The sequence below is a fragment of the Paraburkholderia sp. RL18-101-BIB-B genome, assembly GCF_046026985.1.
Lineage (GTDB): Bacteria > Pseudomonadota > Gammaproteobacteria > Burkholderiales > Burkholderiaceae > Paraburkholderia.
Genome location: NZ_JARESV010000063.1, coordinates 12859 through 36188, shown reverse-complemented (window position 1 = coordinate 36188; position 23330 = coordinate 12859). Strand labels below are relative to the sequence as shown.

The 23330-nt window shown below is 63.0% G+C and carries 22 protein-coding genes; 4 read left to right on the top strand and 18 right to left on the bottom strand.

Going from position 1 to position 23330, the window contains the following annotated elements; all coding sequences use genetic code 11:
* Positions 1–34 precede the first annotated feature (34 nt).
* The 11 genes from P0D73_RS41455 to urtA form a co-directional block, all read right to left on the bottom strand.
* Positions 35–340, bottom strand: coding sequence for an urease subunit beta (locus tag P0D73_RS41455; RefSeq protein WP_408179412.1), 306 nt, complete (start codon positions 338–340; stop codon positions 35–37).
* A 28-nt stretch (positions 341–368) separates the two neighbouring features.
* Entirely contained in the window at positions 369–671 is a 303-nt protein-coding gene (ureA, locus tag P0D73_RS41450) for an urease subunit gamma (protein ID WP_011487082.1), read from the bottom strand.
* 175 nt (positions 672–846) lie between these two features.
* Positions 847–1650, bottom strand: a complete 804-nt coding sequence (locus P0D73_RS41445) for a transporter substrate-binding domain-containing protein (RefSeq protein WP_408435652.1) — start codon at positions 1648–1650, stop codon at positions 847–849.
* Between the two features lie 256 nt (positions 1651–1906).
* Positions 1907–3010 carry an acyltransferase family protein gene (locus P0D73_RS41440; protein ID WP_408435650.1) on the bottom strand — a complete coding sequence of 368 codons (1104 nt, stop codon included), beginning with the start codon at positions 3008–3010 and terminating at the stop codon, positions 1907–1909.
* A gap of 35 nt (positions 3011–3045) precedes the next feature.
* Positions 3046–4488 (bottom strand): hypothetical protein, encoded by a 1443-nt coding sequence (locus tag P0D73_RS41435; protein WP_408179414.1) that lies wholly within the window; start codon positions 4486–4488, stop codon positions 3046–3048.
* Positions 4489–5123: 635 nt separating this feature from the next.
* Positions 5124–6005, bottom strand: a complete 882-nt coding sequence (locus tag P0D73_RS41430) for an urease accessory protein UreD (protein WP_408179415.1) — start codon at positions 6003–6005, stop codon at positions 5124–5126.
* A gap of 116 nt (positions 6006–6121) precedes the next feature.
* Complete coding sequence (urtE, locus tag P0D73_RS41425; RefSeq protein WP_408179416.1) at positions 6122–6814, bottom strand: urea ABC transporter ATP-binding subunit UrtE; 693 nt, start codon at positions 6812–6814, stop codon at positions 6122–6124.
* A 33-nt stretch (positions 6815–6847) separates the two neighbouring features.
* Positions 6848–7711: an urea ABC transporter ATP-binding protein UrtD gene (gene urtD / locus P0D73_RS41420; RefSeq protein WP_132375785.1), complete on the bottom strand. Its 864-nt coding sequence runs from the start codon at positions 7709–7711 to the stop codon at positions 6848–6850.
* Positions 7708–8892 carry an urea ABC transporter permease subunit UrtC gene (gene urtC, locus P0D73_RS41415; RefSeq protein ID WP_408179417.1) on the bottom strand — a complete coding sequence of 395 codons (1185 nt, stop codon included), beginning with the start codon at positions 8890–8892 and terminating at the stop codon, positions 7708–7710. Before urtC ends, urtD begins: the two co-directional genes overlap by 4 nt.
* Position 8893: 1 nt before the next feature.
* Entirely contained in the window at positions 8894–10555 is a 1662-nt protein-coding gene (gene urtB, locus P0D73_RS41410) for an urea ABC transporter permease subunit UrtB (RefSeq protein ID WP_408435648.1), read from the bottom strand.
* Between the two features lie 197 nt (positions 10556–10752).
* The gene (urtA, locus tag P0D73_RS41405; RefSeq protein ID WP_132375782.1) at positions 10753–12051 is read right to left on the bottom strand and encodes an urea ABC transporter substrate-binding protein; all 1299 of its coding nucleotides are present in this window, start codon (positions 12049–12051) and stop codon (positions 10753–10755) included.
* A gap of 350 nt (positions 12052–12401) precedes the next feature.
* On the opposite strand from urtA, the gene aptA reads away from it, so the two are divergent.
* Positions 12402–13733, top strand: a complete 1332-nt coding sequence (aptA, locus tag P0D73_RS41400) for an omega-aminotransferase AptA (RefSeq protein ID WP_408435646.1) — start codon at positions 12402–12404, stop codon at positions 13731–13733.
* A 76-nt stretch (positions 13734–13809) separates the two neighbouring features.
* Here the strand turns inward: aptA and P0D73_RS41395 are convergent, their stop codons facing one another.
* From P0D73_RS41395 to P0D73_RS41365, 7 genes are all read right to left on the bottom strand, one after another.
* Entirely contained in the window at positions 13810–15180 is a 1371-nt protein-coding gene (locus P0D73_RS41395) for a DUF3443 domain-containing protein (protein WP_408435644.1), read from the bottom strand.
* A gap of 227 nt (positions 15181–15407) precedes the next feature.
* Positions 15408–15860, bottom strand: a complete 453-nt coding sequence (locus P0D73_RS41390; protein WP_408179422.1) for a DUF2844 domain-containing protein — start codon at positions 15858–15860, stop codon at positions 15408–15410.
* Between the two features lie 145 nt (positions 15861–16005).
* Entirely contained in the window at positions 16006–17325 is a 1320-nt protein-coding gene (locus tag P0D73_RS41385; RefSeq protein ID WP_408179424.1) for a DUF3443 domain-containing protein, read from the bottom strand.
* A 30-nt stretch (positions 17326–17355) separates the two neighbouring features.
* Entirely contained in the window at positions 17356–17826 is a 471-nt protein-coding gene (locus tag P0D73_RS41380; protein ID WP_408283040.1) for a DUF2844 domain-containing protein, read from the bottom strand.
* A 330-nt stretch (positions 17827–18156) separates the two neighbouring features.
* Positions 18157–18363, bottom strand: a complete 207-nt coding sequence (locus tag P0D73_RS41375; RefSeq protein WP_408435642.1) for a hypothetical protein — start codon at positions 18361–18363, stop codon at positions 18157–18159.
* Between the two features lie 45 nt (positions 18364–18408).
* Positions 18409–18732 (bottom strand): rhodanese-like domain-containing protein, encoded by a 324-nt coding sequence (locus tag P0D73_RS41370; RefSeq protein ID WP_064269005.1) that lies wholly within the window; start codon positions 18730–18732, stop codon positions 18409–18411.
* Between the two features lie 57 nt (positions 18733–18789).
* The gene (locus P0D73_RS41365) at positions 18790–19443 is read right to left on the bottom strand and encodes a protein-L-isoaspartate O-methyltransferase family protein (RefSeq protein ID WP_132375767.1); all 654 of its coding nucleotides are present in this window, start codon (positions 19441–19443) and stop codon (positions 18790–18792) included.
* Positions 19444–19760: 317 nt separating this feature from the next.
* On the opposite strand from P0D73_RS41365, the gene P0D73_RS41360 reads away from it, so the two are divergent.
* The 3 genes from P0D73_RS41360 to P0D73_RS41350 are packed head-to-tail and all read left to right on the top strand — an operon-like array spanning position 19761 to position 23325.
* A complete protein-coding gene (locus tag P0D73_RS41360) occupies positions 19761–20840 on the top strand; it encodes a LacI family DNA-binding transcriptional regulator (RefSeq protein WP_408435640.1) in 1080 nt (359 codons plus the stop codon).
* A gap of 3 nt (positions 20841–20843) precedes the next feature.
* Positions 20844–22331, top strand: coding sequence for a sugar ABC transporter ATP-binding protein (locus P0D73_RS41355; protein WP_408179432.1), 1488 nt, complete (start codon positions 20844–20846; stop codon positions 22329–22331).
* The gene (locus tag P0D73_RS41350) at positions 22312–23325 is read left to right on the top strand and encodes an ABC transporter permease (RefSeq protein ID WP_132375762.1); all 1014 of its coding nucleotides are present in this window, start codon (positions 22312–22314) and stop codon (positions 23323–23325) included. The genes P0D73_RS41355 and P0D73_RS41350 overlap by 20 nt, the downstream gene beginning before the upstream one ends.
* The last annotated feature ends 5 nt before the right edge of the window (positions 23326–23330 follow it).

Below are 23330 nucleotides of genomic sequence, written 5' to 3'. Positions count from 1 at the left end.
GCGATCTGGGCTCGTGACGAGAGAGGGCGGGGCCTCACAGCTTGCCCATCACCTTGCCGTTGAAGCCGTAGACGACGCGATCGCCCGCCAATGCAACCAGTTCGACGGTGCGCTCCTGGCCGGGTTCGAAGCGCACGGCGGTGCCCGCCGCGATGTTCAACCGGAAGCCGCGCGCGGCTTCGCGATCGAACGCGAGCGCCTCGTTCACTTCATAGAAGTGATAGTGCGAGCCGATTTGCACCGGACGGTCGCCGGTATTCGACACGACCACCGTGACGGTGGCGCGGCCCGCGTTGAGTTCGTGTTCGCCGTCGTCGATGAGGAGTTCGCCGGGAATCATCTGGGGCTGCCTTATGTGATTTCGGTGATTAGGGAATCGGATGGTGAACGGTGACGAGCTTGGTGCCGTCTGGGAACGTGGCTTCGACCTGAATGTCGGGAATCATCTCCGGCACGCCTTCCATGACGTCGTCGCGGGTGAGCAGGGTGGTGCCGTAGTGCATCACCTCGGCGACGGTCTTGCCGTCGCGAGCCGCTTCCATCAGCGCGGCGGTGATGAAGGCGATCGCTTCCGGATAGTTCAGTTTGAGGCCGCGCGCACGGCGCCGTTCGGCAAGCAGCGCGGCGGTGAAGATCAGCAGCTTGTCCTTCTCGCGAGGTGTCAGCTTCATCGAATGAGTGCGTAGGGTTGCAACGGTCGTTGTGACGATCCCGGGCGGGACCGGCCGCGACAATGATAGACGCTGCGCGTCATGGCCGCGATCGCGTGCGCTGCACGGGATGTGTCCATGACGAGTGCAATGCCGGATAAGCCAGTCACGGTATCAAGTTCGGCTAACGGCGCGCTTACAGATCAGCCGGCAGCGGCGCGCTGAACCACTTCTTCGACATCGTGTTGAGCGTGCCGTCCTGCTTCGCTTGCACGATGGCGGCGTTCACCTTCTGCTGCAGGCGTGGTTCGTTCTTGTTCATGCCAACGAAGCACGGCGAATTCTTGATGACGAACTTCGGTTCCGGACGGCGCGGCGGATTCTTCGCGAGGATCGCGGCCGCGACGATGTTGCCCGCGGCGATCAACTGCACCTGGCCCGACAGGAACGCGGCGATAGTCGCGTTGTTGTCCTCAAAGCGCTTGATGGTCGCGTTCGGCGCCATTTGCGTGAGACCGATTTCCTCCAGCGCGCCGCGGGTTGCGCCGACCGTCTTGCCGGTCAGATCCGCGGGGCCGCTGACCTTGATATCGGTGGGACCGAACACGCCCTGGTAATACGGCGCATAGGCGGTCGAAAAATCGATCACCTTCTCGCGATCCGGCGTCTTGCCGAGCGACGAGATCACCAGATCGACCTTGCCGGTTTGCAGATAGGGGATGCGATTGGCGCTATTGACCGGCACGAGTTCGAGCTTCACGTTCATCGACTTCGCGAGCAGGGCGGCGGTGTCGATGTCGTAACCTTGCGGCTTCATGTCCGCGCCGACCGAACCGAACGGCGGATAGTCTTCCGGCACGGCGACTTTGAGCACACCCGCCTTGGCGATGTTATCGAGCGTATCCGCGTGAGCGGCGGCCGCATTGACGGCGAGGACGGGCGAGAGCAGCAGTGCGGCGAGCCAGGCGCGACGCGCGGGGCGAAGAGTCGATCGAGTCATGTTCTGTGAGCGGTGGTGGCGACGAGCCGGTCGGCTGCCGTCAGGACGCGGCAGCATCGTGGGGAATGGCGACGCAAGGTATGTGCCATGGCGGTGCAGCATGGGCTGGCGGCACGGAAGGACGAGCGATGCACTCAGTTGAGGCGTCGACATGCGCCGGATTGGTGCACGCCCTGTCTTACGCCGGTGAAAGGCCACACCGTGCCAGTGAAGCAGCGCTCATGCTTGACGCCGACACGACTCCCGATGGCCAAAGTCACGCACGTGACTTTGCGGCCTTGTCAGGACTCCGCGGAGCGGCGCCTGAAAACGGCGTGCCTTCGCTCCGCACTGCCGCAAGCTCATCGAAGCCTGCCCAACTCGCGATTCCAAGGCGCTTCGTTATCAGATAGATCGCTATCGGTAACGCCAAACCGGCCGCACTCCCGAGCACGAAGTGGACAAGTGGCTGACTGATGCCGCGGGCCAGCAACGCATTCCAGACCAACGCGGTTGCGAACACATGCAGGAGGTAGACCGGCTTCCACGAGGAGCCGATCGACGCGATCCAGCGCGACGTTCGCCATATCGGCAGGCACCGTCCAACCGAAAGGGCCGCCGCGATACCCAGAAAACTTGTCAGTAGAGAATATAAGTCCAGATAGTGGCCTGAACGTTGCCCCACGATCGCGGCGGCTGCAAACGCGATTCCCGCTACCAACGCGACGCGAAGGCCAGAGGCGTTGCCGCTTTGCCGGTCCGACCGGGAGGCGAGCAGCACGCCGGACAGAAAGAAGACAAGGCCCCAACACGTCATCGTGACGACGCCCCAGTGGCTCCGTATCGCGACGGTGGCGCTGACGAGGATCATCGCGGCGATCAGGCCGCGATTTGCCACCGTCAACGCGCATCGGACCTTTGTGGGCCGTGGCCATACGGTGATGCACGCGACGATCTGACAGATGAACAGCGCGTAAAGAAACCAGAATTGCCCAACGGGTGCCGATGCCAGACGAGTCAATTCGAACTGCTCGGCGGCGTAGTCTTTATAGTCCGCGACGAGCCACTGCACAGCCATCTGCAATATCGACCACAGCAGATAGGGATAGAGCACGGCCAGGGCGATTGATTTCAGCAGCGCAGCGCGAGAGAGTTGCAAACACGCTAGCGTACTCATGCCGAGAAGGAAGAAGACCGTCGGGTATCCCAACGTGCTTGCGGCGTACTGAAGAATCTTCAGGACGCGAGACACGTGACCATCTTGCAGGAAACCGGCGTCGCTGATCCGGTGCAGCACTTCGGCGCACACGATCGCAATGATGGAAATTGCCAGGCCGCCTCTGATGCGTTCTTCTTTCACCATTCCCTCGTTCGGGTTCATGTTGCCATGCGATGCGGCCGGGCCTTCATGTAGTGCTAAAGCTGCACATCGAAAATCACGCACCAGTTGTCGAGGCGCATCGATTCGCGTCCGTCATTGAAGCGGATCGCGTCGCCCTGTGAATCCCGCAGATTGCCACGCGGACCATAACGGCTTCCCGCGACGCCAACGCCGTTGAATGCGTACTCAATGTGCGTACCGGCAGGGATAGGCGATTTAGCCGTAATGCTCACCTCGTCGGGTCCGGTGATCGATACCGACTGGATCGGCAGCAACTCGCCGGACGGCAGGCGCAACGAGAAACCATAGTCCGAATTGCCCGCAACCTGCGTCGTGTCCCATCTGAGAGGCGGGGCGGGGACATTGAAGCGCAGCACGGCCGTCGTGCCCTCGCGTCGCCAGTTCAACGGCTCGAGAGGCGTCCACGTCTGTTTGTCGATCAGAATCCTCTTCAGGACCAGCCCATAGTAGGCGCCCATCCATTCGGTGCTGCGATTGTCGGTATGTCCACCGTCCACGTAACGAAAGAGATACATCGGCACAGCCAGATGAATGTGTGGATCTTCGTGGCTGGCTTCCAGCAGCGCGAGCGCGATGTGCGGATACCGCTGATCGAAATGGCGATGCGTGGCCACCTGATAGGTGATCATCTCGACGTCCTGTTTCTGTCCCGTCAATGCCTTGGCATCGCGATCGACGTCGGCCCGCAAGCTCCTTAGCTTCGCAATGTAAGTCGGAATCGATGTCTGGCTGGAATCGTCGGCTTCCCCTTGCGTCCACGTGATTGCGCCGACGCCGTAAGTCTTGCCTTGGGCGTCTGCGAGCCGCTTTCCCTGGGCGATGTCTCGCAGCAACTGTGAGTAATAGCGCCCTGGTGCCGACAGCGTCGCAATGTCCATCGATCCTTCACCCGGTGCCGATCCAATGAACCGGTAGGGGAGTTCCGTATGACTTTGCAGGTTCTCCTGCTCGATCAATTGCATGGCCATATTCAGCGTCCCGCTGGTCGGCGTCTCGGCCTTGTCCCCCCATTGAGTCTCGACTAACGGTACGAACTGCTTGTACGCCACTTCGACGCCTTCGCTTTGCACGCCGTCTTGAGCCCGCACGCCGCCGTTGAATCGTAACGAGGAATAACGCTGACGGTTGGACAGCACGGGTTTATTAAAAAACCCTTGGCTGAGCGATTGGCCGTAGCTAATGACGTGAGTGATGTCCCAAGGCGCTGCGCCGTGCGGAATCCATGCCGAATAAGCCGGCTCGATGCGCCCATCGCCAGAACCTGCCTGTGATGCGTCGAAGATAGTCGTCGCGAACAGCGGGCTTGCCGCCGACACTTTCTGCACCGCCCAGCCGCCGGCCGACGAAGCAAGAACGAACTGGATCCGACTACCCGGCCGGCCGTCGACGTTTTGCACCACCACGTTCGCGTGGTTGCCGTCGACTTGCGTGTTGTAGGTTTCAGGCAGCGCTGTCAAGCGATCGCAGGCAGTCGCCGTCGACACATGCAGGAGCTGCTGGACCAGACTTTTAACATCAGCGAGCGCGACGCTCCCGGCTCCGCACGTTGTGCGGTTAAATCGCCACAGCGGGTCGAACTTGTCTCTCCATTCGTGCACAGCGCTTTCGATACCGCGATCCTCTGGAGAAAAGGCCGCGCGACTATCATGCTGCGAGCACGCGCAGCATACGATGGCCGGTAAGACGAGGTATACGAAACGCATTCGGTGATCCTTAGCGTTCATCTGCGCTGGACGATTGTAAGGGGATCGCGGAATGCGTTATGTGCGACCTCGCACGTAAATGGCCGCACGGACCCAGGCTAGGCCATACGATCTAAATGTCCAGACGTTTCAAGACATGCATGTACGAAGACCGCGACGGCGCGCGCAGCGCCGCCGGAAGAATGACGGCTGTGTCACGAACGCGGAATGGGCGAGAGCACGGATTCCAGATGCACCACTACCGCGACTGCGCGGGGGACCCGCTTATGGGCTAGCGGTGTGAAGCCGCTTTCTTTGCCTACTTTCTTTGCGGCATGCAAAGAAAGTAGGTGCCGCCCCGCACAGGGGCAACGCCAATAGACCACCGTGACTTCAAGGAAAGGCCAACCTCAAGTAGCCCAAATCCGCAAAGGCACCCCCTCAACCCCATGCACAACCGGCCGCAACTGAATCCAGCATTTGATAAGCGCCCGCTGCAGCATCTCCATCGACCTCGCAACCCCGCGCACGACGAGCACTCGAGAAGTCACACAAGAAGCGGCGACCCGAACAGAATCATCAAACGGCAGTTGAGCAGTCAACGCTTCAGCAAGCGCATCATCACAAGCATCCCCAACGGCCCAAAGCGTCCCATAGGCAGGAAACCCTGCCAACCCTTGAGCAGCATCGCGCAGCGAATCATTTGCCGAGAGACTGGCCCGTTCAAACCAGAGCAACTCCCCGTTAGCCCCAACAATCCGCGACACCGCACACAAGCGGCCATCGGACCACCGTTCACCAGCAGCCTGCCGCCCAAGCTGCGTCGCATCCCACCCGATCGCAGTCGCGCCTTCACCAAGCGTCAACGAAAAATCGAGCTTCGCATTCGCCTGATCGAAAACGATATTATTCTGCGGCAGCCAATCGAGCTTAGCCCGCTCACCGACGCGCACGGCGATATGCTGCTGCGCTTCACGTCCATTGGACTTGTACCACTTGGTCGCCCCCGGCGTGGTAATAACAGCATGCGCCCCGTCACCGACATCGACATCAATAGCAAGCCGATCCCCACCCGCGATCCCTCCAGGCGGATGCACGATCACCGCATGACAGACGCCATGTCCTTCAGGATAAAGCGCCCTTTGAACCCGCAACGGCCCATCATGCAACCGGTGCTTGAGCGTAGTCCGTTCGCCATCTTTGACGAACCCAAGTTCAAGACGCGCGCGCCATAGCGAATGCGCACCGGCCTGAGCGGCAGCGAGCGTAACGTGATTTTCGTGAAGCGACATGCGAATGGAATGCGACCAGACGGAGAAAAGCAAATCGTGCCTGCGCACGTCAGGCAACGCTCAACGGCGTTGCCACAGGATGCGGTGAGAATAGCACGCCGGCTCGCAGGTGCCGCTCACACGGCGATCAACGTCCGCACGCCATCCGCATCCATATTGGCGCCTTCTCCGCCCGCGATGATCTCGCCGCGGCTCATCACCCAATACCGATCGGCGATGTCCTTGGCGAAGTCGTAGTACTGCTCGACGAGCAGCACCGTCATGCCCATTTCCTCGACCAGTTGACGCAGCGTGCGGCCGATATCCTGAATGATCGACGGCTGGATACCCTCAGTGGGTTCATCGAGAATCAGCAATTGCGGATCGCTCATCAGCGCACGCCCAATGGCAAGCTGCTGCTGCTGACCGCCGGAGAGATCCCCGCCGCGGCGGCTGCGCATATCCTTCAACACCGGAAACAGTTCGTAGATACGATCCGGGATCTTCTTGGGCGCTTTCTTGCTGGCGGCGCCCACCAGCAGATTTTCTTCGACGGTCAACCGCGGAAAGATATCGCGCCCCTGCGGCACATAAGCGAGGCCTTTTTCCACGCGAGAGTAGGTGGGCAGTTTGGTGATCGACGCACCGCGCCAGGCGATGGACCCGCTCTTCGTTTGCACGACGCCCATCAGGCAGCGCAGCAGCGTGGTCTTGCCCACGCCGTTGCGGCCGAGCAGAACGGTGAGTTTGCCGTCGGGCACGGTGAGCTTCACATCGCGCAGAATGTGGCTGCCGCCGTAGTACTGGTTCAGGTTTTCTACTTCTAGCATGTCCGTTCGACCCTTTTGTTACACCGACCCGTTTCACCGGCCCAGATAAGACTCGATGACCGTCTCGTCGCGCTTCACTTCGTCGAGCGTGCCGTGAGCGAGTACGCGTCCTTCGGCCATCACCGTGACCTTGCCGGCTTCGCCTGATAGCGCTGCGACGAACTCCATATCGTGCTCGACGACCATCATCGAACAGGTGCCGCGCAGATGATTGAGCAGCTCGGCGAGCTGCATGGTTTCGTCGTCGGTCATGCCGGCGGCCGGTTCGTCGAGCAGCAGCAACGCCGGCTGCTGCATCAGCAACATGCCGATTTCGAGCCGTTGCTTCTGACCGTGCGACAGCTCGCCCGCAAGACGTCGCGCTTCGCTCTCCAGACCGATCAGCGCCAACGTCTCTTCAATGCGTGCTTGCGCCTCGCGATCCAGACGCGCGCGTAACGAGGCCCACCAGCCCTTGTCGGCCTTCATCGCCAGTTCGAGGTTTTCCCACACGGGATGCTGTTCGAACACCGTGGGCTTCTGAAACTTGCGGCCGATGCCAGCACGCGCAATCGACGGCTCGTTCATGCGCGTCAGGTCGATCGACTGGCCGAGATACACCTTGCCGGAATCCGGCTCCGTCTTGCCGGTGATGACGTCCATCATCGTCGTTTTGCCGGCGCCGTTCGGACCGATGATGCAACGCAATTCGCCGGCATCGATCTGCAGGGTCAGCGCATTCAGCGCGCGAAAGCCGTCGAAGCTCACGGTCACGTCTTCGAGGTACAGGATCGTGCCGTGCGACACGTCGATCTCGCCGGGCACGACCGCATGCCCCATGCTCGCGACACCGCTCAACGAAGTTTCAGCGGGTTCTTCCGGTAAAGCCAGATCAGGAACCATCGGGTTTTCGTTCATGAGCGGTTCCTCTTGCGCGTCACGAGTTCGATCAGTCCCATGATGCCGTTCGGCAGGAACAGCGGGACCAGCACGAAAATCAGACCGAGAAAGAACAGCCAGTATTCAGGGAAGTTCGCCGTGAAGAAGCTCTTCGCGCCATTCACCGCGAAGGCGCCGATGATCGGGCCGATCAAGGTGCCGCGTCCACCCACGGCGACCCAGATCGCCATTTCGATCGAGTTGCCCGGCGACATCTCGCCCGGATTGATGATGCCGACCTGCGGCACGTACAGCGCGCCGGCGATGCCGCACAACACGGCGGACACGGTCCACACGAACAGCTTGTACGCGAGCGGGCTGTAACCGAGGAACATCAAACGCGTTTCGCCGTCGCGCACTGCGGTGACGACACGGCCGAGCTTCGAAGTGACGATCGCCCGCGCGCCGAGGAAGGCGAGGATCAGCACCGCGAAGGTGATCAGCAAGAGGGCGGTGCGCGTGCCGGGATGCGTGATCGGAAAGCCGCCGATGCGCTTGAAGTCGGTAAAGCCGTTATTGCCGCCGAAGCCCGTTTCGTTGCGATAGAACAGCAGCATCGCGGCGAAGGTCATGGCTTGCGTGATGATCGACAGATAGACGCCCTTCACCCGCGAGCGGAACGTGAAGAAGCCGAACACCCACGCCACCACGGCCGGCACCAGCACCACCAGCAGCAGTGCGTAACCGAGATGCTGCGTGCCTTGCCAGTACCACGGCAGTTGATGCCAGTCGAGAAACACCATGAAGTCGGGCAGGTCGCTGCCGTATTTGCCTTCGTGACCGATCGAGCGCATCAGGTACATGCCGATCGCGTAGCCGCCGAGCGCGAAGAACAGGGCGTGTCCGAGGCTCAGAATGCCACAGTAGCCCCACACGAGATCGAGCGCGAGCGCCGCGATCGCGTAGCACATGAACTTGCCGGTGACCGTCGTCGCGTAGGCGGACAGATGCAGCGCGCTCGTCTCCGGCACCACCAGCGTGGCGAACGGCACGCCCAGGCCAAAGACGATGATCAACGCGATCAGCGCGAGCCATGCGCGCCGCGACAACAGCGCGGGGCGCGGCGGCAGGCCGAGTGCGAAACCTGCTTGCGGGTCGCGGCCGGCTAGTGCGCCGCCGCTCGTTGCGCCGACGTGAGCCGATGAGGTTGCCGATGTCATCTCATGCCTCCGCGCTGCGGCCCTTGAGGGCGAACATGCCCTGCGGACGCTTCTGGATGAACAACACGATCAGCACGAGCACGGCGATCTTCGCGAGCACCGCGCCCCAGAACGGTTCGATCGCTTTGCTGATGAGCCCGAGCCCGAAGCCGCCGATCACCGTGCCGGCCAGTTGACCGACGCCGCCCAGCACCACGGCCATGAACGAATCGATGATGTAGCTCTGGCCGAGGTCCGGTCCGACATTGCCGATCTGCGAGAGCGCACAGCCGCCCAGACCCGCGATGCCCGCGCCGAACGCGAACGCATACGAATCGACCCGTGCGGTCTTCACGCCGACGCAGGCCGCCATGCGCCGGTTCTGCGTGACGGCGCGCACGAAGAGACCGAGACGCGTCTTCGTGAGCACGGCCCATGCGATGCCGACCACGATCAGCGAGAACGCGAGAATCGCGAGCCGGTTGTACGGCAGGATCAGATTGGGCAAGACGGTGACGCCGCCGCTCATCCACGCCGGGTTGACCACCTGCACGTTCTGCGCGCCGAACAGCATGCGCGTTGCCTGAATCAGGATCAGGCTGATGCCGAACGTGGTTAGCAGCGTTTCGAGCGGACGGCCGTACAGATGCTTGAGCACCAGCCGTTCGAGCACGATGCCCACCAGTCCCGCGGCGACGAACGAGGCTGGAATGGCGAGCAGCGGATACCAGTCGAATGCGCCGGGCGCGAAGCGCTGAAACAGGTTCTGCACGACATAGGTCGCGTACGCGCCGATCATCAGAAATTCGCCGTGCGCCATGTTGATCACGCCGATCAGCCCGTACGTGATGGCGAGACCCAGCGCGGCGAGCAGCAGCACGCTGCCGAGCGACAGGCCCGCGAACAGCGTGCCGGCGATCTGGCTGCGGCGCTGGATCGCATCGAGTTCGTCGATGCCGCTTTGCGCGGCGGCGCGCACGCGGTCGTCGGCTTCCACGAAGGTGCCGTCGGGCTTCTTCGCGACGAGCGGCCGCAGCAGTTCGTTCATGTCGAGGTCGTGCCGCGCGGCGACCAGTTGCACGGCTTCGAGGCGCTTGGCCGGATCGGCGTCGTGCAGGGCCGTCATCGCCCACAGCGTGTCGAGGCGCTTCTTCAATGCGGGATCGGTTTCCTTCGCGCGAGCCGCGTCGACGAGCGGTTTGATCGACGGATCGGGGTTCTGCAGCAACGCCGTGACTGCGGCGGCACGCGTCGCCACGTCCGGTGCATCGAGTTGCAGACCGGACAACGCGCCGGCGACTTTCGAGCGCAGCAGGTTGTTTAGCGTGATCGGCTGGGCGTCGCCCGCGGCGATGGTCTTGCCGGTGACGGCATCGTGCGCGGTGTCGCCGTCCTGCAGCAGCACGGCGCCCGCGTCGGTGGCGAGCGCGCTGTCTTCGGATAGCGCTTTGAGCACCGCCATCGATTCCTTGTCGTGATTGGCGATCAGTTTGTCGATGGCTGCGGATTTCGCATCGAAATCGTCGCCGGCGAGCGGCGCGACATCGGCTTGCGTCAGCGCGAAGGCGGCCAGCGGCGCGCCCGCGAGCAGCACGAGCGCGATGCCGGCGACGCCGAGCCGCGCGAGTCGTCGTGCCAGTGTTCGTGCGCGTTGTCGTGTGAAGGTGAGGATCGAAAACGCCATGGTGGCCTTTGAAGAAAATCCGGCGGAGCGGCGCGGTATGTGGGCAAGCGCCGTTGCCGCGCCGTCGGGTTGCTGCGCGCGAAGGCCGTGCCGCCGGGCCGCCGGATCACGGCACGAACGCGGGCGCGGTGGGCACGCCCGTCGCGGGATGGCATCGGCATGTCACGGCGGCTTTGCCGCCGCGGCACGCCTTCCTGTCAGGCGACGCGCGAGCGCTTCAGGAACGCCGGGATCGAGCTGACCACATCCGGCTTGCTCGAATTGCCGGCAATGAACGGGCTCCACGGCTGCGCGCGGATCGCGGTCTTGGTCCGCCACACCACGTTGAACTGACCGTCGGCACGCACTTCGCCGATCATCACCGGTTTGTGCAGGTGGTGATTGCCGTCCATTTCCAGCGTGAAGCCCGACGGCGCTGCGAAACTTTGACCGACCATCGCCACGCGCACCTTGTCGACGTCCGTGCTCTTCGCTTTCTCGACCGCCTGCTTCCACAAATGGATGCCGACGAAGGTCGCTTCCATCGGGTCGTTGGTCACGCGCTTGGTGCCGCCCGGCAGGTTGTTCTGCGCGACCCATGCGGCCCATTGCTTCTTGAACTTCTCGTTGGCCGGGTTGCGCAGCGACATGAAGTAGTTCCATGCGGCCAGGTTGCCGACCAGCGGCTTCGTATCGATACCGCGCAGTTCTTCCTCGCCGACCGAGAACGCGACGACCGGCACGTCAGACGCCTTCAGCCCCTGGTTGCCCAGCTCCTTGTAGAACGGCACATTCGAGTCGCCGTTCACCGTCGAGATCACCGCGGTCTTGCCGCCTTGCGAGAACGTCTTGATGTTGGCGACGATGGTCTGATAGTCGCTATGGCCGAACGGCGTGTAGACCTCCTGGATATCGGCTTCCTGCACGCCCTTCGACTTGAGGAACGCGCGCAGGATCTTATTGGTCGTGCGGGGGTACACATAGTCGGTGCCCAACAGGAAGAAGCGCTTGGCGCCGCCGCCTTCCGCGCTCATCAGGTATTCGGTCGCCGGAATCGCCTGCTGGTTCGGCGCCGCGCCCGTGTAGAACACGTTGCGCGACATTTCCTCGCCTTCGTATTGCACCGGGTAGAACAGCAGGCCGTTCAGTTCCTCGAACACCGGCAGCACCGATTTACGCGACACCGAGGTCCAGCAGCCGAACACCACGGCGCACTTGTCCTGCGTGATCAGCTGACGCGCTTTCTCAGCGAAGAGCGGCCAGTTCGACGCCGGGTCGACCACCACCGGCTCCAGTTGACGGCCCATCACGCCGCCGTTCTTGTTGATGTCCGCAATGGTCATCAACGCGGTGTCCTTGAGCGAGGTCTCCGAGATCGCCATCGTGCCCGATAGCGAATGCAGAATACCCACCTTGATCGGACCGCTGCCGGACTGCGCCTGCGCAAAAGGAACCTGACCTGCAAGCGCCAGTGCGCCCGACATGGAGCCGAACTTCAACAGACTGCGACGTTTCATGTATATCCCCTTGCCATTGATGGTGACTGTTTATGGGCGTCGATTTCGGTCAGCAGGGCTTATCCCGCATGACTTGCCGCTTGTGTACTGCAAGGCACATGCCATGCAGTAAATTCGACGTGAACGGCGTGCGGTGCATGCTGCAGCGCGGCTGTGACTCGGCCGGCTTATGCGTAATGCGGCGCAGAATTGGTGCAGGACGGGCCGCTTCGCATCGTTCGGGTGCGTGCCGCGCCGCAACGAAGCGCGCGTGTCCGCCAGCGGGCATCAGCGGTGCATGGCCGCCGCCCCTTTGTGCATGGGCCGCGCTGTGCCTACACTGAAAGTCCACTCACGCGAGGAGACACGACATGAATGAGCGCGCCGGCGTCAAGCCACCCGATATGTCCGCGTTCTGGATGCCTTTCACGGCGAACCGCCAGTTCAAGAGCGCGCCACGGTTGCTGGCGAGCGCGAAGGGGATGTACTACACGTCGCACGATGGGCGGCGCATCCTCGATGGCACGGCGGGGCTGTGGTGCGTCAACGCGGGCCATTGCCGCGACGAGATCGTGGCCGCCGTGCAGGCGCAGGCGGCTGAAATGGACTTCGCGCCGACCTTTCAGATGGGGCATCCGAAGGCCTTCGAGGCCGCGACAAAAATCGCGCGGCATACGCCGGGCGATCTCAAGCACATCTTCTTCGTGAACTCGGGCTCGGAAGCCGTCGATACCGCGCTGAAGATCGCGCTGGCGTATCACCGCTCGCGTGGCGAAGGGCAGCGCACGCGGTTCATCGGACGCGAGCGCGGTTATCACGGCGTGGGCTTCGGCGGCATTTCGGTGGGTGGCATCGCACCGAACCGCAAGGCGTTTTCGGGCGGCCTGCTGCCATCGGTCGATCATCTCCCGCATACCCTGAACATCAAGGAAGCGGCGTTTTCGAAAGGACAGCCAAGTTGGGGCGCGCATCTCGCCGATGAACTCGAGCGGCTCGTCACGCTGCACGATGCGTCGACGATTGCCGCAGTGATCGTCGAGCCGGTGGCCGGTTCCACCGGCGTGCTGATTCCGCCGCAAGGCTATTTGCAGCGGCTGCGGGAAATCTGCGACAAGCACGGCATCCTGCTGATCTTCGATGAAGTGATCACCGGTTGGGGACGGCTGGGTGCGCCGTTCGCCGCGCAGTACTTCGGCGTCACGCCCGACATGCTGACCATGGCCAAGGGCACCAACAATGCGGCCGCGCCGATGGGCGCGGTGGCGGCGAGCACGAAGATTCACGATTCGATCGTGAACGGCGCGCCGGCCGGCATCGAGCTGTTTCACGGCTACACGTACTCAGGGCACCCGATCGCCGCGGCCGCGGCGTGCGCGACGATCGATCTGTATGAGCGTGATCAATTGTTCGAACAGGCCGCGCGGATGGCGCCAGTGTTTGAGAGGGCGATCCATAAGCTGCAAGGCGAGCGTCATGTGATCGATGTGCGCAATCTTGGGCTCGTGGGTGGGGTGGAGTTGGCGTCGCGTTCAGGTGCGCCTGGGGCTCGCGCTTATGATGTCTTCGTGCGCTGTTTTGAGAAGGGCGTGTTGACGCGCTATACGGGCGACATTCTGGCGTTCTCGCCGCCGCTGATCGTCGATGAAGCGCAGATCGAGGAGATCTTTGGGACGGTGGCGGAGGTGTTGAAAGAGGTGGAGTAAATAGCAGCGCTTTTGTTCGGAACGCAAAAAGGCCGACGTCGTGAGACGCCGGCTTTTTTGCTGAGCGTGCGTTCGATCAGAAAGCGATGAATGGCCCCGGTTGCTTGCCGATCATCACGTTGTTGATCGCGGTGTACACGCTGCGGCCGAAGAAGAACGGCAAGCCCCAGATGAACATGCCGGCCGATGGCGAACCGAGGCTGTCGTAGGCCGCGTACTGATTTGCCATCAGATTCCAGCCGTTAGCCAGTGAGAATGGCACGTTGACGGACGGGGCGGCCTTGTCGACGCCTGTCAAAATCGCGGACAGGCTGAGCGTGGTGGCCGGCACGTACCAGTCGCCGGAAAAGGGAACCGTGTAGTCCGCGAAGATGTTCGCGTTCGACCCACTGTCGATGGCGCTGCTGAACGTGTTGCCCTTGTACGTGGTCGAGAAATAGCCGTACTGGTCGAGCGCGAGAATGTTCGGCTGCGAGGGCATGGCGTTGTTCTTCTGCGTGCCGATGCCGAACACCAGTTCACCCGTGACGCTTGCCTGGCCGCCCGCGGGTAGCGCAGGCAGACGGATGATCGTGCCGTTGTTGTCGGACGTGAAATCGGCGACTGGATTCATGACCTGCGTGTCGAGCGGAACACGTGTATTCGCGCATGACGTCGCCGACGTGCAGTAGTAGTAAGCCGATGGCAGTACGGTCTGCGCCGCCGCGGGGAAATCGCGCTGTGCAGGGCCGATGCCGATCACGCCGTTGGCGCCGAGTGCCGTTGCCGAACCGAGGTTATAGACGCCGCGCGACTGGCAGTCCGACGGCGTCGAGTACTGGCCGTCGGCAATCACTTGCAGCGGCATGTTGCCTGCTGTCTTGCCGCCGATCGTGACGTCGGCGCGCTTGATGGATCCCCACGTGTAGCCCGAGCCGAACACGGCGCATTCGGCGATCGACGCGTTGCCGGTTGGGTCGTCGGTGGCGCCTGTTTGCGTCGGCAGGCGGGCGGCGAGCGTGGAACCCAACGCGCTGCCGAGCACGCGCACGCCGACCGAGCCGGTGTCGAGTTGCAGGTGATCGACCGTCGCGCATTGATTGCTGCCCTGAACGCCGGGGAAGCAGATCGTGGCGGTTACGTACGGCATGTTCGCGTTGTTGCCCGTCCATCGTTCGATGGTGATGGGGACGGTGTTGGAGGTGGGAGCTGGAGTCGGTGCAGGAGTCGGAGTCGGTGCTGGAGTTGGTGTTGGGGTTGGAATCGGTGTTGGCGTCGGTGTTGGAGTTGGAGTTGGAGTTGGAGTCGGAGTCAGAGTCGGAGTCGGAGTCGGAGTCGGAGTCGGAGTCGGAGTCGGCGTTGGAATTGGCGTCGCTTTAGGATTCAAAGCAGGTGTAGGCGCAGGACTCGGCGCAGGCGTCGGAGCCGCCGTTGGCGCCGGAGTTGGAGTAGGCGTAGACGTAGGCATAGACGTAGACGTAGACGCACCACTCGCGCCCGACGGAGAAGCCGGCGGTATCCCTATCGACCCCGCTGCCGGCTTATCGCTATTCTTCGCCGCATTGGCGCTGCCATCATCGCCACTACCACCGCCACCACAAGCAGACAGCACCACGCTGGCACCCAGAAGCGCGCAGCAAAGCGTCTTGTTCAAAGTTGTCATGTTTAGTGAGTTGGATAAATCCGCGCGCCGCTTCATTGCAGTTGCTCCACGCGAACGGTGGCGGGAACCAGGCGTGGCAGATACGCCTTGCCGAAAAAGCGGCCGGCTCGGCCAGCCGACTCGATATGGAAATCGCCGTTGTGTTCGATCATCGGGCCGACACCGCGCGCACGCTCAGCCGCGGCATTCGTGAAATTGGGAAAGTAGCTGCCGAGCAGCGCGCTCATGTCCGGGCGCACCGGACCTTGCCAGGTGACGGCAAACACCACATTGCTGGGCAGGACGTATTCATGAATCGTGACGCCGCCTGCGCCATACGTCGCGCGCATCGTATACGGCGTGGCAGCTGCGGGCGTGTCGAGAGAAACCGCCGATCGCAGCAACGACTGCGACGCCGCGCCCATACCCGGCGCACCGCCCAATGCCGCATAAGAAGCGAGTGGCAACATGCTCGCAATGCCCAACGCGACCTTCACAAAATTCATCACGATGCTCCAGAAAACAGGTCGGAACATGGTGCCAGCGTGGCTTTATTGGGAGTGCCGGAAAAGTCTCAATGAAAAATCGGAAATGGCTTGAGGAGACGCTGCTGGTGTGCTGCGTCTCCTGGCCCGGCCATGCGGCCAGTCGTCAGAACGCGACGAATGGTCCGGTTAGTTTGCCGACCTTGGCATTGCCAATCACGTTGTAGACATCGCGGCCATAGAAGAACGGCAGTCCCCACAGGAACATGTTGTCTTCACCATTCGAAAAGTACTGGCCGATGTTGATGAACGCGGCATTTCCGCTTGCCATCAGCGTGTTGGCGTTGTCGATCGAAAAGGGCATCTGCAGCGGCGCGTTTGATCCGTTGTTCGGCTCGATCGTCGCGCTCAGATTCAACGAGCTCGCCGGCGTGTACAGGTCGAGAACGGAATATGGAATCGTGTTATCCGGGAACGCGTAGCTGAGGGTGCCGCTATCGATCACGCTTTGGTTGAACACCTGCCCCTTGTACTGAGTCGTGAACGCACCGTACTTGTCCAACGCAATGACAGTGGCATTTGCCGGCAAGGTATTGTTCTGCTGGGTGCCGACGCCAAACACCAACTGGCCCGTCACGCTTGCCTGGCCAGCGGCCGGCACGGCCGGCAGACGGATGACCATGCCGTTGTTGTCCGTGGCGAATGCGGCGACCGGATTCATAACCTCTTTGCTCGCGAGCATGCGCGTGCTGACGCAGCTATTTTGCGAAGGGCAATAGTAGTAAAGACCGGGCACCGCCTTGGTCAGGGCATCCAGGGAATCGCCCGTGAAGTTGTCGATGCCGAGAATGCCGCTCACTCCCATCACGTCAAGGGATCTGCCCAGGTCGCCGCCGTTGTGCGCAATGCAGTCGGGCGGCGTGGAGAAAGCGCCATCGGAAACCACCTGGATCGGAATATTGCTCGCTGTCTTGCTGCCGATCGTGATATCGGTGCGCTTGACCGAACCCCACGTATAGCCCGACGCGAACGGCGCGCACTCGGCAATCGGCGCCGAGCCGACCTTGTCGTCTACCGCCCCGGCCTGGGTAAGCAGCAGAGGGGCCAGCGTGGGTATCGCGCGGGCTGAAATGCGCACGCCGGTCGAGCCGGTGTCCACCAGCATGTTGTCGACGGTCACGCACTGGGGCGCGCCTTGTGTGCCCGGCACGCAAACCTTGATTGACGCGAGAAGCCGGTTGACGTTGCCCGTCGACTTATCGACGCGGACCGGCACGGTGTTCTCGCCGGTAGCAGGAGTGGATGAATTGGTCGAGCTACCGGAATCGCCGGAACCACCCGGCGGCGGGATCCAGTCTGGCGTGGCGTTCCAGCCGACGGAATTGCCGCCCTGGTTGCCGCTCGAGCCTCCGCCACCGCCGCATGCGGAAAGCGCGATGCCCGCAAAGGCCGCGGCGACCCATAGCGTCTTTTTCCATGTCTTCATGTTCCGTTGTCTCATCGCTCGACGCAGGCCTTATTTCAGATCGCCAGGCCGCACGCCGGCGGGTATCAGGCGCGGCAGCCACGCCATGCCGCTGAAGCGTCCCATGCGGCCGGCGGACTCGATGCGAAAGTCGTCGTTGCCGTCGATAAGCGGCCCTGTACCGGCGGTATGGCTCTGCTCGGCGTTCACGAAGTTGGGAAAGTAGCTGCCGAGCAGCGCCGTCATGTCCGGACGGATCGGTCCGTTCCACTTGACCGCGAACACGACGTTCTGAAGCAGCACGTATTCGCGGATGGTGACGCCGTTGGCGTCGACCGACTGGCGCATGGAGTAGGGCGCTGCGTTCGCGGGTTGAGCCGCGGGCGTCGCGGCGGCGGATTGCGGCGTGGCGCGCAGCAGGGTCGCCGACGATGCGCCTGTGGACGGCGCACGGCCCAGGGTTGCATGCGACGCGAGCGGCAACAAGGTTGCGGCCAGCATCGCGATCTTCAAAAATCTCATCACATGGCTCCCCAAAAGGTCGGAAGCATGGTGCCTGTGCGATGCGCAGGAAACCGTATGAAATTTCGGAAGCGAAGGCGAGAAGCGGCGCAACGAAAGCTGGCCGTTAGTGTTCTGCTGAAGGGGCGTGCAGAGGCGCTAGTTGAACTGGGTGCGAGCCGCGCCGCAACCTGGCGCCGGAGCGTCCGGAGCGAAAAAAGCGCCTGAGAGCCAAAGGACGGAAAGCAGGAAACAAAAGCCAGGAAGAGAAGCGAAGGCCGCAAGCGCACAGCACCTACCGCACGACCCCCATCCGACATCACTTGCCGCCCAACCTTGCCCGCAGCGCCTTTAGCCGCAACACCTGGATGACGCCGAGACTTGCGGCAGCAGTTTGACGCGCGCGAGCGACAACTCTTCGCTGTTGGCGGCGAGCGAAGCGCGTGCGCTTTGCAGTTGCGCGTCGTTGGAGAAGGCTTCGTCGTAGAGCTGGCGGAAGCCCACGGCCTGCGCGGCTAGTGTGCGAAGCGTGCGGCAGGCGAACGCCAGAGCGGCCATGAGATGAGGACCAGCGCCTGCTGGCCCGTCATTGCCGCCGGGCGATCAGTAGGTCGGAACGGACGGATCGACCTGACGCGACCACGCGTCGATCCCGCCTTGCAGATTGAAGACGTTGGTATGGCCGCGCGACTCGAGGAACATCGCGACCTGGGCGCTGCGCGCGCCGTGATGGCAGACGCAGACGATTTGCGCGTCGTCGTCGAGTTCTTCGCTGCGCGCGGGAATCTCACGCATCGGAATCAACACGGCGCCGGCGATCGACGCCGTCTGGATTTCCCACGGCTCGCGCACGTCGAGCAGCACGGGCGCGGGACGCGAAGTATCGGCAAGCCATTCGGCGAGCGCCGGAGCGGTCAGATTTTGCATCAGCAGAACATCCAGTTCAGAGGACGGCGGGCGTGCCGCCCGTCCGGAGCGTGTGAATCAGAACTTGAAACGCGACGGCTGCACGGCGTTGATGAGCGGCTCGACATACGTTTCGAACACGTCGGCAATGCGGTATTGCTTCTCGTCGATACGCGTGATGATCTGCGCCTTCATGACCGGCGCGGTGCCGACGAACGCCGCAAGACGGCCGCCGATCTTCAGATGGTCGAGCATTTCCTGCGGCAGCACCGGCAGGCCGCCCGACACGCAGATCACGTCGTACGGCGCGGCGCCGGCCCAGCCGCGCGCGGCGTCGCCGGTGGTCACTTCGGCGTTCAGCACGCCGTTGGCGATCAGGTTGGTCTTCGCCAGTTCCGCCAGTTCCGGTTCGATGTCGACCGTCAGCACATGCTGTGCGCGATGCGCGAGCAACGCGGCCATGTAACCCGAACCCGCGCCGATTTCGAGCACGCTTTCGTGTTTCTTCACCGCCAGTTCCTGCAGCACGCGCGCTTCGACACGCGGGGCCAGCATGTGCTGGCCGGCCGGCAGCGGCACTTCGAAGTCGACGAAGGCCAGCTCGCGATACACGGCGGGGACGAAGTTTTCACGCTTGACGATCGAGAGCAGATTCAGCACGTCCTGGTCGAGCACTTCCCAGGGGCGGATCTGCTGTTCGATCATGTTGAAACGCGCTTGCTCGATGTTCATGGTGGGTTCGGCTGTATGGTTTGGCGAGTTTTGCGGGGTTTTGCTGAGTTTGCTGGGTTTGCTGGGTTTGCTATCAGCCACTAACGTCGGCCTCGCAGCACGACTCAGCGCGCAAGGCCCGTCAGGGTAACTGCGGGATTGTACCAAATGACGGTGCCGATCCGCGCCCTCGCGGGCAGGGAAGACCATCCCCAGGCCGGAGCGTGTCACCAGCCGGATCACGTCGCCCCCCGTGTTAATCCCTAGCGATCTGTCCTTGCGCTTCCGCTGTCTATCGCTCAAAAATGTAATCGATTACATTTTCGAGGCGAGTTCACTTGTCCAGATCGTCGTCCACAAAGGTTCCGTCAGCGGTGTCCGCGGCGCATCCCCAGCCCGGCGTCAAGCCGTTGCGCGGCGCGGCCGATGGCATTTCGATTGCCGGCGTGGCCGAGCAGGCGGGCGTCTCGGTGGCCACGGTGTCGCGCGTGCTGAACGGCCACGAGAACGTGCGGCCCGCCACGCGCGACAAGGTGCTGGCCGCCATCGATGCGAGCGGCTATCGCGTCAACGAACTCGCGCGCAACCTGCGCACTGCCGAGAGCCGGCTGCTGCTGACCATGGTCCCAGACGTGGGCAATCCTTTCTATGCGGAAATCGTGCGCGGCATCGACAGCGTGGCGCGCCAGCACGGCTACTTCATGCTGCTGTGCGACACCGGAGCCGATCCGGGCCGCGAACGCAGCTATTTCGATCTGCTGCGGCGGCGCCGCGCGGACGGCGCCATCTGTCTCGACCCGGCCACCATCCAGCAGGCGCTCGGCGAGGCCTCCAGCGCGCTGCCGTGGGTCGCGTGCTGCGAGTTCGACCCGGCGATGGGCGTGCCGTACGTGGGCATCGACAACTACCGCGCCGCGGGCGACGCCGTCCGCCATCTGCTCGCGCGCGGCCATCGCCGCATCGGCCTCATCAATTCCGATGTCGATTACCTCTATGCGCGGCAGCGTCAGCAGGGCTATCTGGACGCATTGACCGAAGCGGGCATCACGCCGGACGAACGCTGGCGCATGAACCTGAACAGCCTCGATTATGAGGCGGGCGCGTCGGCCGCGGCCACGCTGATGAATCAGCCGCAGGCGCCGAGCGCGATCTTCGCGGTCTCCGATACGCTCGCGATCGGCGTGATCCACGGCTTGCGCAGCGTCGGCAAGCGCGTGCCGGACGACATCGCGGTGGTCGGCTTCGACGATATCTCGCTCGCCGCGCAGATCGATCCGCCGCTCACCACCATCGCGCAACCCATGCGCGAGCTGGGCGAAACCGCCGCGCGCCTGTTGCTGCAGCGGCTCGCCAATCCGTTGGCGAACGTGCCGGGCGTGCTGCTGCCGCATCGGCTCGTGATTCGCGGGAGCGCCTGAACCATGAGCCTCGCGATCCGTTTCGACGACATCCGCAAAGACTTCGGGCCCGTGCGCGTGCTGCACGGCGTGAGCTTCGAACTGGCGCCGGGGCGCATCTATGGTCTGCTGGGCGAGAACGGCGCCGGCAAATCCACGCTGATGAAAATCCTCGCCGGCTACGAAACCGCAACCTCGGGCACCTTGCTGGTCGATGGCCGCGCGCATCAGTTCATCGGTTCGCGCGACGCCGAAGCGCAAGGCATCGTGCTGATCCACCAGGAGTTCAATCTCGCGGAGCATCTGACGATCGCGCAGAACATGTATCTCGGTCACGAAAAAAAGCGCGGCTGGTTCGTCGACGACGCCGCGATGAATACCGAGGCCGCGCGTTTTCTTGCGCAAGTCGGTCTGGAAAAAGCGCCGGACAGGAAGGTGCGCGAATTGATCGTCGCGGAAAAGCAGATGGTGGAGATCGCCAAGGCACTGTCGCGCCGCGCGCGGCTGCTCATCATGGACGAGCCGACGGCCACGCTCACGCCGTCCGAGACCGAACGCCTCTTCACACTGATGGCCAAGCTCAAATCCGACGGCGTGACCATCATCTACATCTCGCACAAGCTGGACGAAGTGGAGCGCATCACCGACGAGGTGATCGTGATGCGCGACGGCCGTTTCGTCGCTCGCGGCGAAACCGCGGGACTCGCGCGGCAGCAGATGGCGAACCTGATGGTCGGGCGCGAGCTGTCGGACATGTTCCCCGACAAGATCACCGTGTCCGCCGACGCGCCGCTCGCGTTGAAGGTGGAAGGCCTCGCCGTGCCGGATTGGGTGGAAGACCTGAGCTTCGACGTGCGCGCCGGCGAAGTGCTCGGCTTCGCGGGACTGGTGGGCGCGGGCCGCACCGAGGCGTTCGAAGCGATCATCGGTTTGCGCAAGCGCACGGCGGGCCGCATTGAAGTCGCCGGCCGTCCCGCCGATCTGAAAAGCCCGCGCGACGCAATGCGCCACGGCATCACGTACCTCAGCGAGGACCGCAAGGGCAAAGGCCTGCACGTGAACCTGAGCCTGCAGGACAACGTCACGCTGATGACGCTCGAACGTTACGCGCATCCGTTGCTCGACATGAAAGCGGGGCGCGCCGCGCTGACCAAAGCCGTGAGCGAATTCGGCATCCGCACCGGCGACCTGTCGAGCCGCGCGCGCATGCTATCCGGCGGCAATCAGCAGAAGCTCGCGCTCGCCAAATTCCTGCAACCCGACCCGAACGTGATCGTGCTCGACGAGCCGACGCGCGGCGTCGATGTCGGCGCGAAACGCGACATCTATTTTCTGATTCATCGGCTCGCCGCGCAGGGCCGCGCGGTGATCGTCATTTCATCCGAACTGATCGAGCTGATCGGCCTGTGCCACCGCGTCGCCGTGATGCGGGCGGGACGCCTGCAAGCCACGCTCACGCTCGAGCATCTGACCGAAGAGGAGTTGATCGCCCATGCGACCGGCACCCACTGAAGCCGTGCAATCCGGCCGCGCGTTGCGCTTCGCGCATCGACTGTATGCGCTCGGGCCGCTCGTTGGACTCATCGCGCTGTGCGTGATCGGCACGCTGCTCAACCGCGATTTCGCCACCCTCGACAACATGATGAACGTGCTCACGCGCACGTCGTTCATTGGCATCATCGCGGTCGGCATGACCTTCGTGATCATTTCGGGTGGCATCGATCTGTCGGTCGGCTCGATGGCGGCGCTGATCGCGGGCAGCATGATCTGGCTGATGAACGGACTCGCGGCGGGCGTCGGCGGACACTCGTTTCCTCCGCTGATGATTCTCACGCTCGGCATCGTGGGCGCGCTGGTGCTCGGCAGCCTGTTCGGCTGTGCGCACGGCTTGCTGATCACCAAAGGACGGATCGAGCCATTCATCGTCACGCTCGGCACGCTGGGCATCTTTCGCGCGGTGCTCACCTGGCTTGCCGACGGCGGCGCGCTGACGCTCGATAACTCGTTATCCGATCTGTACGGCCCGGTGTATTACGCGAGCCTGTTCGGCGTGCCGGTGCCGATCTGGGTGTTCCTCGTGGTGGCGGCGGGCGGCGCGCTGATTCTCAACCGCACCGCGTTCGGCCGTCACGTGCAGGCGATTGGTTCGAATGAACAGGTCGCGCGTTATGCGGCAATTCGCGTCGATACCGTGAAGATCGTCACGTACGTGCTGCTCGGCATCTGCGTGGGCGTCGCCACCGTGTTGTACGTGCCGCGGCTCGGCTCTGCCACGCCGACGACCGGTTTGCTGTGGGAACTCGAGGCGATCGCCTCGGTGGTGGTCGGCGGCACCGCGCTCAAGGGCGGCGAAGGCCGCGTGATCGGCACGGTGATCGGCGCGATTCTGCTTTCGGTGATCGCGAACATTCTGAATCTGACCAGCATCATCAGCGTGTATCTGAACGCGGCGGTGCAGGGTGTGGTGATTATCTTCGTCGCGTTCGTACAACGTGGACGGCGGTAGCGGTG